Here is a 13,262-nt window from a genome sequence, read left to right as displayed (position 1 = left end):
GACGGCCCCTTCGCTCAAGACGTCAGCTGCCCTTGTGGCCGGACTCGTACTCTTTCGTCACGATCACTATCACGCCGGGGCTCGCGCTCTGGATGCCTTCGAAGCGGGGCTCGGCCTTGATGCCGAACTCCTGCGCGAGCTGCTTGGCCGCGGCTTCCTCGTCGGTGCCCGGGCGGTAGAACGCCGTCGTCGTCGGGATGACGCCCTGGGAGTAGTTGCCGACCTCGTTGACGTTCCAGCCCGAGCCGCGGAAGTCCTCCGCCGCGCGGTCCGCCAGGCCCTTGATCGTCGAGTTGTTGAACACCCGGACGGTCACCCACTTGTTGGACGCCTGCTGGTCACCGCCCGGCTGCCCCGGCTGGCCCTGCGTCGGCTGGCCGGCCCCCGGGCTGGTCGGTGACGGCGGCGTCGGCGACGACGGGTTCGCCGAGGTCGACGGTGGGGCGCTCGGCGAAGACGTCCCCGAAGGCGGGGCCGAGGTCCCGCCCGAAGTACCCGGCGGCGTCGAGGAAGTGCCGCTCGGCCCGGCCTCGTTCGACCCGTCACCGCTCAGCGCGGAGATCCCGCCGATGACGGCGGCGACGATGGCCACCCCGATCAGCGCGACGCCCGCGGCTTTCATCGGCCGGGAAAGTCCGGAAAACACGCTCATTTCAGCTCGATCCCCAGTCGCCGGGCGCCGCGCTTGCGCTGGCGGGCGGCGCGGGTCTTGCGCAGCCGCTTCACCAGCATCGGGTCGGCTTCGATCGCCTCCGGCTTCTCCAGCAGCTTGTTGAGCAGCTGGTAGTAGCGCGTCGCGGACAAGTCGAAGCGTTCGCGGATGGCGTTCTCCTTCGCCCCGGCGTGTCGCCACCACTGGCGCTCGAAGGCGAGGATCTCGACCTCGCGTTCGGTCAGGCCGGGTACGGGCTTCGGCGGCGACGGCTGCGGCTCAGCCATCGACTCCGCGGCGTCCATCCGAGTCCCTCTCAATCGGGCGTCATGGCGAATCAGACCTAGCTCTTCCGCGGGCGCCATTCAACCACGGAAGCGGCCGCCGACGTGGGCATCCGCGTCGGCGCGTCACGGTCTGATGCAGGTCTACCAGAAGGGTCCGACTAAACTGGCTCGCCGTGACCATCCACCCCATCGTTATCGCGGGCGAGCCCGTGCTGCACCAGCCGACCCGGGAGATCACCGAGTTCGACGAGAAGCTGCGCACGCTCACCGAGGACATGTTCGAGACGATGTACGCCGCCGAGGGCGTCGGCCTCGCCGCGAACCAGATCGGGCTCGGCCTGCGGGTGTTCGTCTACGACTGCCCGGACGACGAGGGCGTCCGCCACAAGGGGGTCGTGGTCAACCCGAAGCTGGAGACGTCGGAGATCCCGGAGACCATGCCGGACCCGGACGACGACTGGGAGGGCTGCCTCTCGGCACCCGGCGAGTCGTACCCGACGGGCCGCGCGAAGTGGGCGAAGGTGACCGGCTACGACGTCGAGGGCAACCCGATCGAGGTCGAGGGCACCGGCTACTTCGCGCGCTGCCTGCAGCACGAGACCGATCACCTGGACGGGTACATCTACCTGGACCGCCTGGTCGGCCGCCACGCGCGCGCGGCGAAGAAGATGCTGAAGCACAACAAGTGGGGCGTCCCCGGCAATTCGTGGCTCCCCCCTCGCACCCCGGAGGACGACGGCGCCGTCATCTGACCGCCCGGCCCCAAGCGCCCCAATGTGGCGTTGGTTGCGTCTGACGCACCCAATGTGGCGTTCGGTGCGTCCAACGCACCGAACGCCACATTGGGGCGCTTGAGACTCAGCAGCCGAGGAAGTGGCAGCGGACCACCTTCGGCGTCTCCAGCACCGAGCCCGCCTTGACGTCCCAGGCGAGGCGGACGTACTGCGCGTGCGTCCAGGCCAGCGGCGTCGCCGACGTGTTCGGCGTGCCCGCCGGGAAGCCCGTCTGGCCCGACGGCGGGTTCTCGTCCCACACCTGCTCCGGCATGGTCTCCGCCGAGCTGCTCACCCGGCCGAGGTCACGCAGCCGCCGCGCGGCCGACGCCGGGTCGCCGAGCGCCAGTTCGTACTCGCCGCGCTCGCCCGCCAGCAGCGGCCACAACCTGCCGTACGTCGTGCGGCTGCCCTGCGGGAACGTATAGTCCCACGGCGAACCGTCGGCCTGCTCGCCGTAACCGTCCTTCGTGTACCGGTGCCAGAACTGGCCGGTCGGCGTGGTGAACGCGATGTCCTTGTCCGTCACCCGGACGCTGTTCCGGATCACCGGGTCGTCGGCGGGGTAGACGCCGAGCCGGACCAGGTCGAGGAAGCCCGCGTCGGTGACCGCGCGCTGGTCCATCGTCACGCTCGAGTTGCTCAGGTTGTACGTCGTCCCGGCGTTCGCGTCGGCGTCCTTGGTCAAGCGGACGAAGTACGGGTCCTTCGACAGCGGCCCGTTCGTGGTGATCGTCTGCTTCGGCAGGTCGGCCTTCATCTTGTCGGCCGCGGCGAGGTACCGGGCGGCGTCGGCGGACGCGCCGTTGTGCGACGCGATGTCCGCCGCGCAGACCAGCCCGGCGATCACCGAGGCGATGGTCGACGGGGACCACCCGTCCTGCTCTTCCCACCGCTCCTGCTGGGTGTACGGCGACGGCTGCCCGTCCGGCCCGCGGTATCCGATGATGAAGTCGGCGGCCTTGCGGACGCCGGGCCACAGGTCGGTCCGGCCGAGCTGCTGGGCCAGCACGATCGGGAAAGCGGTTTCGTCGAGCTGGATCGACGTCCAGTACGGGACGCCGTCGACGCGGCTGTTCTGCGGCATGTGCCCGTCGGCCTGCTGCTGCGTGCCGAACATGTACGTCACCGCGCGGTTCGCGGCGGCCGTGTCGCCGCCGGCGGCCAGTCCGGTGGCGATCTGGTAAAGGTCGCGCGGCCAGACGAGGTGGTAGGTGCCGGACGGCGACCACTCGGGGTCGTTGTTCCCGAACCGCCACGGCATGCTCGGCGACGCGATGAAGGCGCCGGGGTGGTGCTTGTCCTCGCTCGCGGCGAGCGTCAGCATCGACGCCTTGTAGAGGTCGCGCTCGGCATCGGTCTTCAGCGACGACGGCGGTTTGCTGACCCCGCGCAGGTACTGCTGCCAGCCGCGGTCGTAGGCGCGCGTGATGTCGCGGACGCCGCGTCGCTGCGACGCCTGCGCGTTGCCGAGGGCGTCGGCGGCCTTCGCGCCCATGCCGAGCGCGAGGGTGACGTGCCGGTTCCGCAGGCCGTCGGCGGTCGTCTGCCCGGTCAGCAGGACGTTGCCCTTCGCCGCGGTGTCGTAGGTGTTCAGCTGGAAGGTCTTCGTGAGCTGCGTGTTCCCGTCGGACGCGCCCGCGTAGCCGACGCTCGTCTTCGTGAAGGCGGGCTTCGCGGTGAGCGCGGCGGCGTTCGACGCGTCCTGCGCGGTGACGGCGTCGCCCTGCCGCGCGGCCGAGTCGTCGGAGCCGTCGTTGGTCAGGTCCGGGTCGGCGACCGCGTAGAGCTGGTAGGGCCGCCCGGTGAGCGACTGGAAGTCGACGTCCACCAGCACGGTCGTGGCGGCCGGGTCGGTGACGTACGTCTTGCGCAGGCGCCAGCGGCGCTGGTCGTCGGTGATGGTCTGCTCGTAGACCAGGCTGTCGTCGTCGACGCGCCGGACCTGTTGCGACTTGGCGGAGTAGTCCGTGACCGCGAAGCCGCGGCCGTCCGTGACCACGAAGTTCATCGACCGGACGCTGGGTGTCGACAGGTCCGGGTAGTAGACCTCCGACATCTGGCCGCCCTGGAGGGTGAACCAGACGTTGCTGGACCGGTCGTGGGCGGTCCCGAAGCCGGTCTTGTTCGCGGGCAGCCAGCTGGGATGGGCGCCGGGAGCGCCGGGTGCCTCGCCCTGCGCCGCCGCGGTCGCCGGGATCAGGCCGGTGACCAGCAGCCCGGCGAGGGCGCCGAACATGAGTTTGCGCATATCAACCCCACAGAAGATCGCTTCTGCACCGTTACAGAAGCGCTTTGGGAGTCTGCCGCCGAAACTTCACCGGCGCATGGTCCGATCCGGTGAACCACTGACCGTCACTGGTCTGGTCGGCGGTTCACGGACAGCGAACCCCCGGCTCACGATTTCGAGCGCACACTTGGAGTACCTGCAACGGTGTAATCGAGGTACTCCATGGAAGACGCGATGGACGCCTACTCGCGCACGGTGAGCACGGTCGCCAAGACCGTCACCCCGCACGTCGCCGGGGTCCAGCTCGCGCGCGGTGGCGGCTCGACCGTCGTCTTCGCCGATGACGGCCACCTGCTCACCAACGCCCACGTCGTCGACGCCCACCGGAAGGGCGTCGCCACCTTCGCCGACGGCAGCGAGGTGCCCTTCGACGTCGTCGGCGCCGACCCGCTCTCGGACCTCGCTGTGCTCCGTGCGCGCGGCGAGACGCCGTCGGCCGCCGTGCTCGGGGATGCCGACCGGCTCGTCGTCGGGCAGCTCGTCGTCGCCGTCGGCAACCCGCTCGGCTTCTCCGGCTCGGTCACCGCCGGCGTCGTCAGCGCGCTCGGGCGGGCCCTCCCGGTGCGGCAGGGGCGCACCGCGCGTGTGATCGAGGACGTCATCCAGACCGACGCCGCGCTCAACCCGGGCAACTCCGGCGGCGCGCTCGCCGACTCCGCCGGCCGGGTCGTCGGGATCAACACCGCGGTCGCCGGGGTCGGGCTCGGGCTCGCCGTGCCGATCAACGCGACCACCCGGCGGATCATCGACACGCTCGCCGTCGAGGGCCGGGTGCGGCGCGCGTACCTCGGCGTCGTCGGCGTGCCCGCGCCGCTGCCGGACGACGTCGCCGAGCGCACCGGGCAGAGCGCCGGGCTGCGGGTGCACGAAGTCGTCTCCGGCGGGCCCGCCGACCGCGCGGGCCTGAAGGCGGGCGACCTCGTGCTGACCGTCGGGCGCACCCGCGTCTCGGACGCGCAGGGCATCCAGCGGCAGCTGTTCGCGGAGGTGATCGGCACCGCGCTGCCGATCACCGTGCTGCGCAACGGCGCCATGGTCGACGTCTACGCGACCCCGGCCGAACTGGTCGGGTGAGGTGACCTGACTTGAGTATCGCGCGTCGGCGTGGCATGGTCGGGGGCACAACACCAACGCGGGAGCTCGCGCCATGGCGGGCTGAGAGGGTGACTTGCGTTTCGCAGGCGTCACCGACCGCATGAACCTGACCGGGTAATGCCGGCGTAGGGAGTGAAAGTCGTTGACGACGCTGGAAAACAATGCTGCCGTTTCCGTGACCACGGGCCCGATCACCGGCTCGCGCAAGGTCTACCACCAGACGGAATCCGGGCTTCGCGTCCCGGCGCGGCGGATCGACCTCTCCAACGGTGAGCACTTCGACGTTTACGACACTTCGGGCCCGTACACGGATCCCGAAGCCGACATCGACGTCCACAGTGGACTCCACCGGCTGCGTGCGGGGTGGGCCGACGGGCGCGAGCACAACACGCAGCTCGGCTGGGCCAAACAGGGCGTCATCACCCGCGAAATGGAGTACATCGCGGCCCGCGAACGGGTTTCCGCGGAGTTCGTGCGGGACGAGGTGGCCCGCGGCCGCGCGGTGATCCCGGTCAACCGCAAGCACCCCGAGTCCGAGCCGATGATCATCGGCAAGAACTTCCTGGTGAAGATCAACGCCAACATGGGCAACTCGGCCGTGTGGTCGTCGGTCGAGGAAGAGGTCGACAAGATGGTGTGGGCGACCCGGTGGGGCGCCGACACGATCATGGACCTCTCCACCGGCAAGCGGATCCACGAGACGCGCGAGTGGATCATCCGCAACTCGCCGGTCCCGGTCGGCACCGTGCCGATCTACCAGGCCCTCGAAAAGGTCGACGGGGAGCCGGAAAAGCTGTCGTGGGAGGTCTACCGCGACACGATCATCGAGCAGTGCGAGCAGGGCGTCGACTACGTCACCGTGCACGCCGGCGTGCTGCTGCGCTACATCCCGCTGACCGCGCGGCGCGTCACCGGCATCGTCAGCCGCGGCGGGTCGATCATGGCCGCGTGGTGCCTGGCGCACCACCAGGAATCGTTCCTGTACACGCACTTCGAGGAGCTCTGCGAGATCCTCCGCCAGTACGACGTCACGTTCTCCCTCGGCGACGGCCTGCGCCCGGGTTCGATCGCCGACGCCAACGACCGCGCCCAGTTCGCCGAGCTGGAAACCCTGGGCGAGCTGACGCACATCGCGCGCTCGCACGACGTCCAGGTGATGATCGAGGGTCCCGGCCACGTGCCGATGCACAAGATCAAGGAGAACGTCGAGCTGGAGGAAAAGCTCTGCGGCGAGGCGCCGTTCTACACGCTCGGTCCACTCGCGACGGACATCGCACCGGCGTACGACCACATCACGTCGGCCATCGGCGCGGCCCAGATCGGCTGGTACGGCACGGCGATGCTGTGCTACGTCACGCCGAAGGAGCACCTCGGCCTGCCGAACCGCGACGACGTCAAGACCGGCGTGATCACGTACAAGATCGCCGCGCACGCCGCGGACCTGGCCAAGGGGCACGAGTACGCGCAGGAGTGGGACGACGAGCTGTCGAAGGCGCGGTTCGAGTTCCGCTGGAACGACCAGTTCAACCTGTCGCTCGACCCCGACACGGCGCGCTCGTTCCACGACGAGACGCTGCCCGCCGATCCGGCCAAGACGGCGCACTTCTGCTCGATGTGCGGCCCGAAGTTCTGCTCGATGCGGATCACGCAGGACGTCCGCAAGTACGCCGAGGAGCACGGACTGTCCACTGTGGAGGCGATCGAGGCCGGCATGGCGGAGAAGTCGGCGGAGTTCTCCGAGTCCGGCAACAAGGTTTACCTGCCCGTGGTGGGGCAATGACCCCTCGGACCGCCCTCACCATCGCCGGATCGGACTCCGGCGGTGGCGCGGGCATCCAGGCGGACCTGCGCACGTTCTTCGCCAACGGCGTGCACGGGCTGGTCGCGCTGACCGCGGTCACCGTGCAGAACTCCCTTGGCGTGCAAGGGTTCACCGAGATCCCGGCGGACGTCGTCACCGCGCAGATCAAGGCGGTGGCGTCGGACATGGGCGTCGACGCGGCGAAGACGGGCATGCTGGCCTCCGCCGAGATCATCCGCGCGGTCGCGAAGACCCTCGACGAGCTCGGTTTCACCTTCCCCCTGGTGGTCGACCCGGTGGCGGCGTCGATGACGGGACACGCGTTGCTGCGCGAGGACGCGCTGGAGGCGATCCGCACGGAGCTGTTCCCGCGCGCGACGCTGATCACGCCGAACCTCGACGAAGTCCGGCTGCTGACCGGGATTTCGGTCGTCGACGCGGCTTCTCAGCGAGCCGCGGGCGAGGCGTTGCTGGAGTTCGGCTCGCGGTGGGTCCTGGTCAAGGGCGGCCACATGGAGGGCACGCCGGAGTGCGTGGACCTGCTGACGGACGGCCGCGAGAGCATCGAGCTGAGCGGCCCGAGGTACGAGACGAACAACACCCACGGCGGCGGCGACACGATGGCGTCGGCGATCACGGCGTCGCTGGCGAAGGGCGCCTCGGTGCCGGACGCGGTGGCGGCGGGGAAGAAGTTCATCGAGCGCAGCGTGGCGGAGTCCTACCCGCTCGGCGCGGGCGTGGGCCCGGTGTCGCCGTTCTGGGTCCTCCCGCCGTCGTGAGTGTTTAGGGCGGTTAGAACCGCCCTAAACACTCACGACCGACCAGCTCAGCCCCGCGGGAGCACCTGCGGGAGGACCGTTGTCAGGCCCGTCCAGTCCGCCGTGACAACCGACGCGTGCTGCTTCGCCAACTCCGCGACGCGCTGGTTGGCCTGGTCGACCGTCGGGTTGTGGGCGTCGATCGCCGGGGCGACGTTCTGCGCGTCCGTCATCACCACGTAGTAGTGGTTGGCGTCGTACCACCACGGCCCCGTCTGGGTCACCCACGTGTTCGCGTCGCCGTCGAACACCACGAACCACGGCTTCAGGTCCGCCGTGTACTTGTCCCGCGGGTCACCGCCCACCGCGCCGTGCACCGTCGGGAAGATGTTCGCGTCGCCGATCCGGCCCGCGTTCTTCAACCCGACCAGGTAGCGCGCGTACTCGACGTCCGTCTTCAGCGTGTCGGTCGAGTTCCCCTCCTCCACCGTGCCCGGGATGACCTCGGTGATCACCCGGCCCCGCAACGCGTCCACCGACGGCCAGTTGTCCGCTTTGGCCGCGTCGTCGAGGGTGCTGTAGCCGCCGAGCAGCTCGGCCGGGCGGAACGCGACGCTGCCCAGGTGCGCCCGGAACGTCGCGTCCAGCTCGTCCGGGCCCATGCCGGTGTTGTCCGAGAAGCCCGTCTTCATCTCCAGCTTGAGCGTGATCGGCGTGTGCCCCGGGTGGGCGGCCAGCCAGATCCGGATGTCGTCGAGGCAGTACTCGAGGTTCTTGTTCCTGCTGCCCGAGTACAGCTGCGACGCCGACGTCGCCGCGACGCAGTTGTTGTTGTTCCCCAGCGGGTTCGAGTGGCTGACCTTCCACTCGTGGGTGAAGAAGTCCGGCCAGACGTCGAGCTCGATCAGGGACGAGCCGGCGTCGAGCGCCCGCGCCAGGTAGTCGTAGGCCGCCGGGTCGTACGTGTTGTGCACGCCGACCGTGGTCACGTGGGACAGCTTCGGGCTGTCCGCGTTCGCGGCCGTCGCCCCGGAGAACACGAGCGCCGCCGTGAGGATTGCCACCGAGAAGAGCTTCATCCAGGCTCCTTCGAACGTGAGTAACGTTCACAATGTCCCACCGTGGTTGACTGGTGATGAAGGAAAAGCGGCCGCTGATCCAATACTGTGACGCGGAGCGTCCCCGCTGAGGGCGGTGGCGGGGGCATGGACGGACTAGACCAGAAGTCGGGAAAACCATGATTCCTACGGCGTTGACCATCGCCGGTTCGGACTCCGGCGGCGCCGCGGGGCTCCAGGCGGACCTGCGCACGTTCCTGACGTGCGGCGTGCACGGCCTGGTCGCGGTCACCGCCGTCACCGTGCAGAACACCCTCGGCGTGCACGACCGCGCCGACCTGCCACCGCACATCGTGGCCGGGCAGATCGAGGCCGTCGCGGCGGACATGGGCGTCGGCGCGGCCAAGACGGGCATGCTGGCCTCGGCCGAGATCATCCACGCCGTCGCGGCGGCGTGCGACGCCGCGGGGATCGGGCGCGACGAAGAGATCCCGTTCGTCGTCGACCCGGTGGCGGCGTCGATGCACGGGCACCCGCTGTTCGACGAAGCCGGCCTGCACGCCGTGCGCGACGAGTCCTGCCGCGGGCCACCGTGCTCACGCCGAACCTCGACGAGGTCCGCCTGCTCACCGGCATGACCGTGACCGACCGCGAGGGCATGCACACCGCGGCCGTGGTGCTGCACCGGATGGGCCCGCGGTACGTCCTGGTCAAGAGCGGCCACCTGCAGGCCGACCCGGAGTGCGTGGACCTGCTCTTCGACGGCTCGACGTTCGTGGAGCTGCCGGGCAAGCGCTACTCGACGCCACACACGCACGGCGCGGGCGACACGATGGCGTCCGCCCTCACCGCGGGGCTCGCGAAGGGCATGTCCGTCGAAGAGGCGGCCCGCTACGGCAAGTGGTTCGTCTCGCACGCCGTCGAGCACGCGTACCCGATGGGCGCCAAGGTCGGCCCGGTCTCGGCCTTCTGGCGGCTGGCACCCGAGGAACGCTGAGCGACCGTCCGGCTACCATCCCTGCGTTTACTGATCCTTGAACCCAGCAGGGGGCGGCCTTGACCGGACGCGATCGGGTGGCGAAGGTCCTCGAAGACCGCCGCTTCCAGAACTTCATCATCGCGGTGATCGTGTTCAACGCGGTCACCCTCGGCATGGAGACGTCGACGTCGCTGATGGACGGCTACGGCGGCCTCCTGCACGCCCTCGACCACATCGCGCTGGGCGTCTTCGTCGCCGAGCTGCTGGCGAAGTTCTACGCCTACCGCGGCGGCTTCTTCCGCGACAGCTGGAACATCTTCGACCTGCTCGTCGTCGGCATCGCGGTGATCCCGGCGACCGGGCCGTTCGCGGTGCTGCGGTCGCTGCGCGTGCTCCGGGTGCTGCGGCTGATCTCCGTGGTGCCGACGATGCGCAAGGTCGTCTCCGGGCTGCTCGCCGCGATCCCCGGGATGGCGTCGATCGCCGCGTTGCTCGCGCTGATCATCTTCGTGGCGGGCGTGATGGCGACGAAGCTCTTCGGCGGGATCGACCCGGCCGACTTCGGGAACCTCGGCACGTCGCTGTTCACGCTGTTCCAGGTGATGACCGGCGAGGCGTGGCCGGACATCGCGAAGACGATCATGGAACAGGCGCCGATGGCCTGGATCTTCTTCGTCGTCTACATCCTGGTGTCCAGCTTCGCCGTGCTGAACCTCTTCATCGCCGTCGTGGTCAGCGGCATGGAGGACGAGCTGCGCCAGGACATCCGCGAGGAAGAGGCGAAGCAGGCCGAGGCGCAGGCCGCCGCGAACCAGGAGATCCTCGACGAGCTCCGCGCCGTGCGCGCGGAGCTGGCCGAGCTACGGCGCGAGCACGTCGCTTAGTCGTCGGCGATCAGGGCTTCGAGCGCCGGGATCGCCGCCGTCAGCGCCTCGCGGTGCTCGGGCGAGAGGCGGTCGAGACGCCGGTTCAGCTCCTGCACCCGCGTCGACCGGACGCCGGACACGAGCCGCTCGCCCTCTTCGGTCGCCTTCGCCAGCCATGCCCGGCGGTCGACCGGGTCGGACTCCCGGCTCACGTACCCGGCCTCGACCAGCGACGCGATGATCCGCGACATGGTCGCCGCGGCGACGCCCTCCTTGGCGGCGAGGTCGCCGAGCCGCAGCTGGCCCGCGTGCACCAGCGTCGCCAGCGCCGAGATGGCGCCGTGGCCCGGCCCGGGCACGCCCGCCTGCCGCAGTGACCGGGACAGCCTGCCCACGGCGAGGTACAACCTGCCCGAGACGTCCTGGACCGATGTGCTGGTCACGGCTGGCTCCTTCTGCCCTTCACCCCGCCGCGGGTGCGCCGGAAAGTTCCGTCCACCTTACGGGCTCGCGGGGCACGTTCGGTGTGAAGCCACCCGGGTTCACCGGGGTGGACTCGACGCCTGCGCCCAGAACCGCTGCGGCACGCGGCCCGCGTCCCGGGCCAGGTGACCGGCGAGGACGCCCGCCCGCATGGCCGCGGCCATCCGTTCGGGGTCCGCCGCGCGGGTGACCGCCGTGGACAGCAGGACGGCGTCGCAGCCGAGCTCCATCGCCAGCGTCGCGTCCGACGCCGTGCCGATTCCGGCGTCCAGGATGACCGGCACGCCCGCCCGCGAAACGATGAGCTCGATGTTGTGCGGATTCCGGATGCCGAGGCCGGTGCCGATCGGCGCGCCCAGCGGCATCACCGCGGCGCAGCCCGCCTCCTCCAGGCGCAGCGCGAGCACCGGGTCGTCGTTCGTGTAAGCGAACACGGTGAACCCGTCGGCGGCCAGCCGCTCGGCCGCGTCGAGCGTTTCGAGCGGGTCCGGCAGCAGCGTCCGGTCGTCGGCGTGCACCTCGAGCTTGATCAAATCGGTATCGAGCGCCTCGCGCGCCAGCTGCGCGGTGAGCACGGCTTCGGCGGCCGTGCGGCAGCCCGCGGTGTTGGGCAGCAGCTCGATGCCCAGCCGCTTGAGCAGCTCGAGCACGCCCGAGCCGCCCTCGGCGTCGGCGCGGCGCATGGCGACGGTGGTCAGCTCGGTGCCGGACGCCACCAGGGCCCGTTCGAGCACGGCCAGGTTGGCCGCGCCGCCGGTGCCGATGATGAGCCGGGACGTCAGCTTGCGGGTGCCGATGACCAGCGGTTCCACGTCCATTTCAGCCTCCCTGGACCGCGGTGAGCACGTCGACGCCCGCGCCCTTGGGCACGGTCGTGGCCGGCCAGTCGGCGCGGCGGACGACGACGCCGTCGACCGCGACGGCGATGCCCGGCCGCTGCCCGCCGGCCGCGTCGAGGACGTCGGCGACGGTCGCGCCGTCCGGGAACTCCGTCCACTTCCCGTTGAGCTTGATCTCCATCACACGTGCTCCTTCTGGTGCAGGCGGGCGGGCGAAGCCGCTTCGACGCCTTCGGGCGGCTTCTCACCCTCGAGCCAGGCGACCACGGCGTCCGCGGTCACCGGGGCCATCAGCAGGCCGTTGCGGTGGTGCCCGGTCGCGGCGAAGACGCCGTCGTCCAGGACGCCGATGTAGGGCAGGACGTCGTGGCTGCCGGCCCGCAGGCCCGCGGCCGTCTCGGCCAGCTCGTACTCGGTGATGCCGGGGAAGACGCGTTCGGCGCCCTCGATCAGCTCGCGCACGCCGCGTGCGGTGACGGACTGGTCGAAGCCCGCCTCGTACTGCGTCGCGCCGAGGACGAGCTCCTGGTCGCCGCGCGGGACGAGGTAGATCGGGCGGCCCTCGACGACGGCCCGGACGGTGTGCGTCGGCGGCGGCAGGCAGCCGCGACGCGGTTTGAGCCGCAGGATTTCGCCCTTGAGCGGGCGGACGGCGCCGGCCAGCTGCGGGTGCAGCCGTCCGGTCCAGGCCCCGGCGGCGAGCACGACGGCTTCGGCGTCCGGGATCCGTTCGACGCGTTCGCGGACGAACCGGACGTCTCGCGCCTGGCAGGCCGCGAACAGGGCGTTGAGCAGTTTCCGGTTGTCCACGGCCAGGTCGCCGGGCACGTGGAGTCCACTTCGGACGGACCCGGTGCCGGGTTCGAGCCGCTTGACCTCCCGGCCGGTGAGCCGTTGCGCGGCGCGGCCGATCGAGTGCAGGTGACCGGCGAGGATGTCGAGGTACCCGGCGTCGGCGTGGTCGAACGCGACGACGAGCGTGCCGTGCTCGGCCAACCCGGGGTCGACGCCCTCCTGGGCCAGGTCGCTCGCGAACCCCGGCCAGCGGCGCAGGGATTCCTCGCCGAGGCTGAGCACGTCGTCCTCGCCCGGCCAGGCCTCGGTGACCGGCGCGAGCATGCCGCCGGCCAGCCAGGACGCGCCGCCGCGCACGGGTTCGGGGTCGTAGAGGGTGACCGGGTGGCCGCGCGCGGCCGCGCGCCACGCCGCGGACAGGCCGATCACGCCGCCGCCCACCACTGCCAGGTTCGTCATGGAATCACGCTCCCTGCGCCGGCATGACCCGGATCAGGTTCCACGGTCGGAGCGGCAGCTCCCTCTCAGCCCGTGCCTCGGGCTCCCGTGCGGACACCTCCACCTTAACGGGCGAGGTACGGTCCCC

At 70.5% G+C, this 13,262-nt stretch carries 13 protein-coding genes, 1 pseudogene and 2 riboswitches; of the genes and pseudogenes, 6 read left to right on the top strand and 8 right to left on the bottom strand.

The annotated features are described in order from the left end of the window. Positions 1-22: 22 nt before the first annotated feature. Together QP939_RS18065 and QP939_RS18060 are read right to left on the bottom strand one after the other, a co-directional pair. Positions 23-652, bottom strand: a complete 630-nt coding sequence (locus tag QP939_RS18065) for a LytR C-terminal domain-containing protein (RefSeq protein ID WP_285457952.1) — start codon at positions 650-652, stop codon at positions 23-25. Continuing rightward, positions 649-957 carry a DUF3263 domain-containing protein gene (locus QP939_RS18060; protein ID WP_003101701.1) on the bottom strand — a complete coding sequence of 103 codons (309 nt, stop codon included), beginning with the start codon at positions 955-957 and terminating at the stop codon, positions 649-651. The genes QP939_RS18065 and QP939_RS18060 overlap by 4 nt, the downstream gene beginning before the upstream one ends. 155 nt (positions 958-1,112) lie before the next feature. On the opposite strand from QP939_RS18060, the gene QP939_RS18055 reads away from it, so the two are divergent. Beyond that, positions 1,113-1,691, top strand: a complete 579-nt coding sequence (locus QP939_RS18055) for a peptide deformylase (protein WP_285457951.1) — start codon at positions 1,113-1,115, stop codon at positions 1,689-1,691. Between the two features lie 106 nt (positions 1,692-1,797). Here QP939_RS18055 and QP939_RS18050 read toward each other — a convergent pair whose 3' ends face one another. Continuing rightward, the gene (locus QP939_RS18050) at positions 1,798-3,963 is read right to left on the bottom strand and encodes a glycoside hydrolase family 15 protein (RefSeq protein WP_285457950.1); all 2,166 of its coding nucleotides are present in this window, start codon (positions 3,961-3,963) and stop codon (positions 1,798-1,800) included. 201 nt (positions 3,964-4,164) lie between these two features. Between QP939_RS18050 and QP939_RS18045 the strand changes: the two genes are divergently transcribed. The 3 genes from QP939_RS18045 (at position 4,165) to thiD (QP939_RS18035) (ending at position 7,677) form a co-directional block, all read left to right on the top strand. Continuing rightward, positions 4,165-5,076, top strand: coding sequence for a S1C family serine protease (locus tag QP939_RS18045; protein WP_285457949.1), 912 nt, complete (start codon positions 4,165-4,167; stop codon positions 5,074-5,076). Positions 5,077-5,124: 48 nt separating this feature from the next. Next, positions 5,125-5,246, top strand: a riboswitch (TPP riboswitch). Continuing rightward, positions 5,240-6,877, top strand: coding sequence for a phosphomethylpyrimidine synthase ThiC (thiC, locus tag QP939_RS18040; RefSeq protein ID WP_285457948.1), 1,638 nt, complete (start codon positions 5,240-5,242; stop codon positions 6,875-6,877). Its footprint overlaps the riboswitch before it by 7 nt. Continuing rightward, a complete protein-coding gene (gene thiD, locus QP939_RS18035) occupies positions 6,874-7,677 on the top strand; it encodes a bifunctional hydroxymethylpyrimidine kinase/phosphomethylpyrimidine kinase (RefSeq protein ID WP_285457947.1) in 804 nt (267 codons plus the stop codon). Before thiC ends, thiD (QP939_RS18035) begins: the two co-directional genes overlap by 4 nt. A 47-nt stretch (positions 7,678-7,724) precedes the next feature. On the opposite strand, the gene QP939_RS18030 is transcribed toward thiD (QP939_RS18035), so the two are convergent. After that, entirely contained in the window at positions 7,725-8,735 is a 1,011-nt protein-coding gene (locus QP939_RS18030; protein WP_285457946.1) for a phosphatidylinositol-specific phospholipase C domain-containing protein, read from the bottom strand. 158 nt (positions 8,736-8,893) lie between these two features. Between QP939_RS18030 and thiD (QP939_RS18025) the strand changes: the two are divergent. Together thiD (QP939_RS18025) and QP939_RS18020 are read left to right on the top strand one after the other, a co-directional pair. Continuing rightward, positions 8,894-9,711: pseudogene (gene thiD, locus QP939_RS18025) on the top strand (bifunctional hydroxymethylpyrimidine kinase/phosphomethylpyrimidine kinase). Between the two features lie 59 nt (positions 9,712-9,770). Beyond that, entirely contained in the window at positions 9,771-10,577 is an 807-nt protein-coding gene (locus QP939_RS18020; protein ID WP_285457945.1) for an ion transporter, read from the top strand. On the opposite strand, the gene QP939_RS18015 is transcribed toward QP939_RS18020, so the two are convergent. The 4 genes from QP939_RS18015 to thiO form a co-directional block, all read right to left on the bottom strand. Further along, positions 10,574-11,002: a MarR family winged helix-turn-helix transcriptional regulator gene (locus QP939_RS18015; RefSeq protein ID WP_003101725.1), complete on the bottom strand. Its 429-nt coding sequence runs from the start codon at positions 11,000-11,002 to the stop codon at positions 10,574-10,576. The two genes, QP939_RS18020 and QP939_RS18015, sit on opposite strands and share 4 nt — an antisense overlap. A 99-nt stretch (positions 11,003-11,101) precedes the next feature. Further along, positions 11,102-11,860, bottom strand: coding sequence for a thiazole synthase (locus tag QP939_RS18010; protein WP_285457944.1), 759 nt, complete (start codon positions 11,858-11,860; stop codon positions 11,102-11,104). Between the two features lies 1 nt (position 11,861). After that, entirely contained in the window at positions 11,862-12,062 is a 201-nt protein-coding gene (thiS, locus tag QP939_RS18005; RefSeq protein ID WP_285457943.1) for a sulfur carrier protein ThiS, read from the bottom strand. After that, positions 12,062-13,135 (bottom strand): glycine oxidase ThiO, encoded by a 1,074-nt coding sequence (gene thiO / locus QP939_RS18000; protein ID WP_285457942.1) that lies wholly within the window; start codon positions 13,133-13,135, stop codon positions 12,062-12,064. The genes thiS and thiO overlap by 1 nt, the downstream gene beginning before the upstream one ends. Then, positions 13,129-13,234: riboswitch (TPP riboswitch) on the bottom strand. Its footprint overlaps the gene before it by 7 nt. Between the last annotated feature and the right edge of the window lie 28 nt (positions 13,235-13,262).

Source organism: Amycolatopsis nalaikhensis, from assembly GCF_030264295.1.
Taxonomy (GTDB): domain Bacteria; phylum Actinomycetota; class Actinomycetes; order Mycobacteriales; family Pseudonocardiaceae; genus Amycolatopsis; species Amycolatopsis nalaikhensis.
Note: the sequence above shows the minus strand (reverse complement) of the source record. Positions and strands in the feature narration are given on the sequence as shown.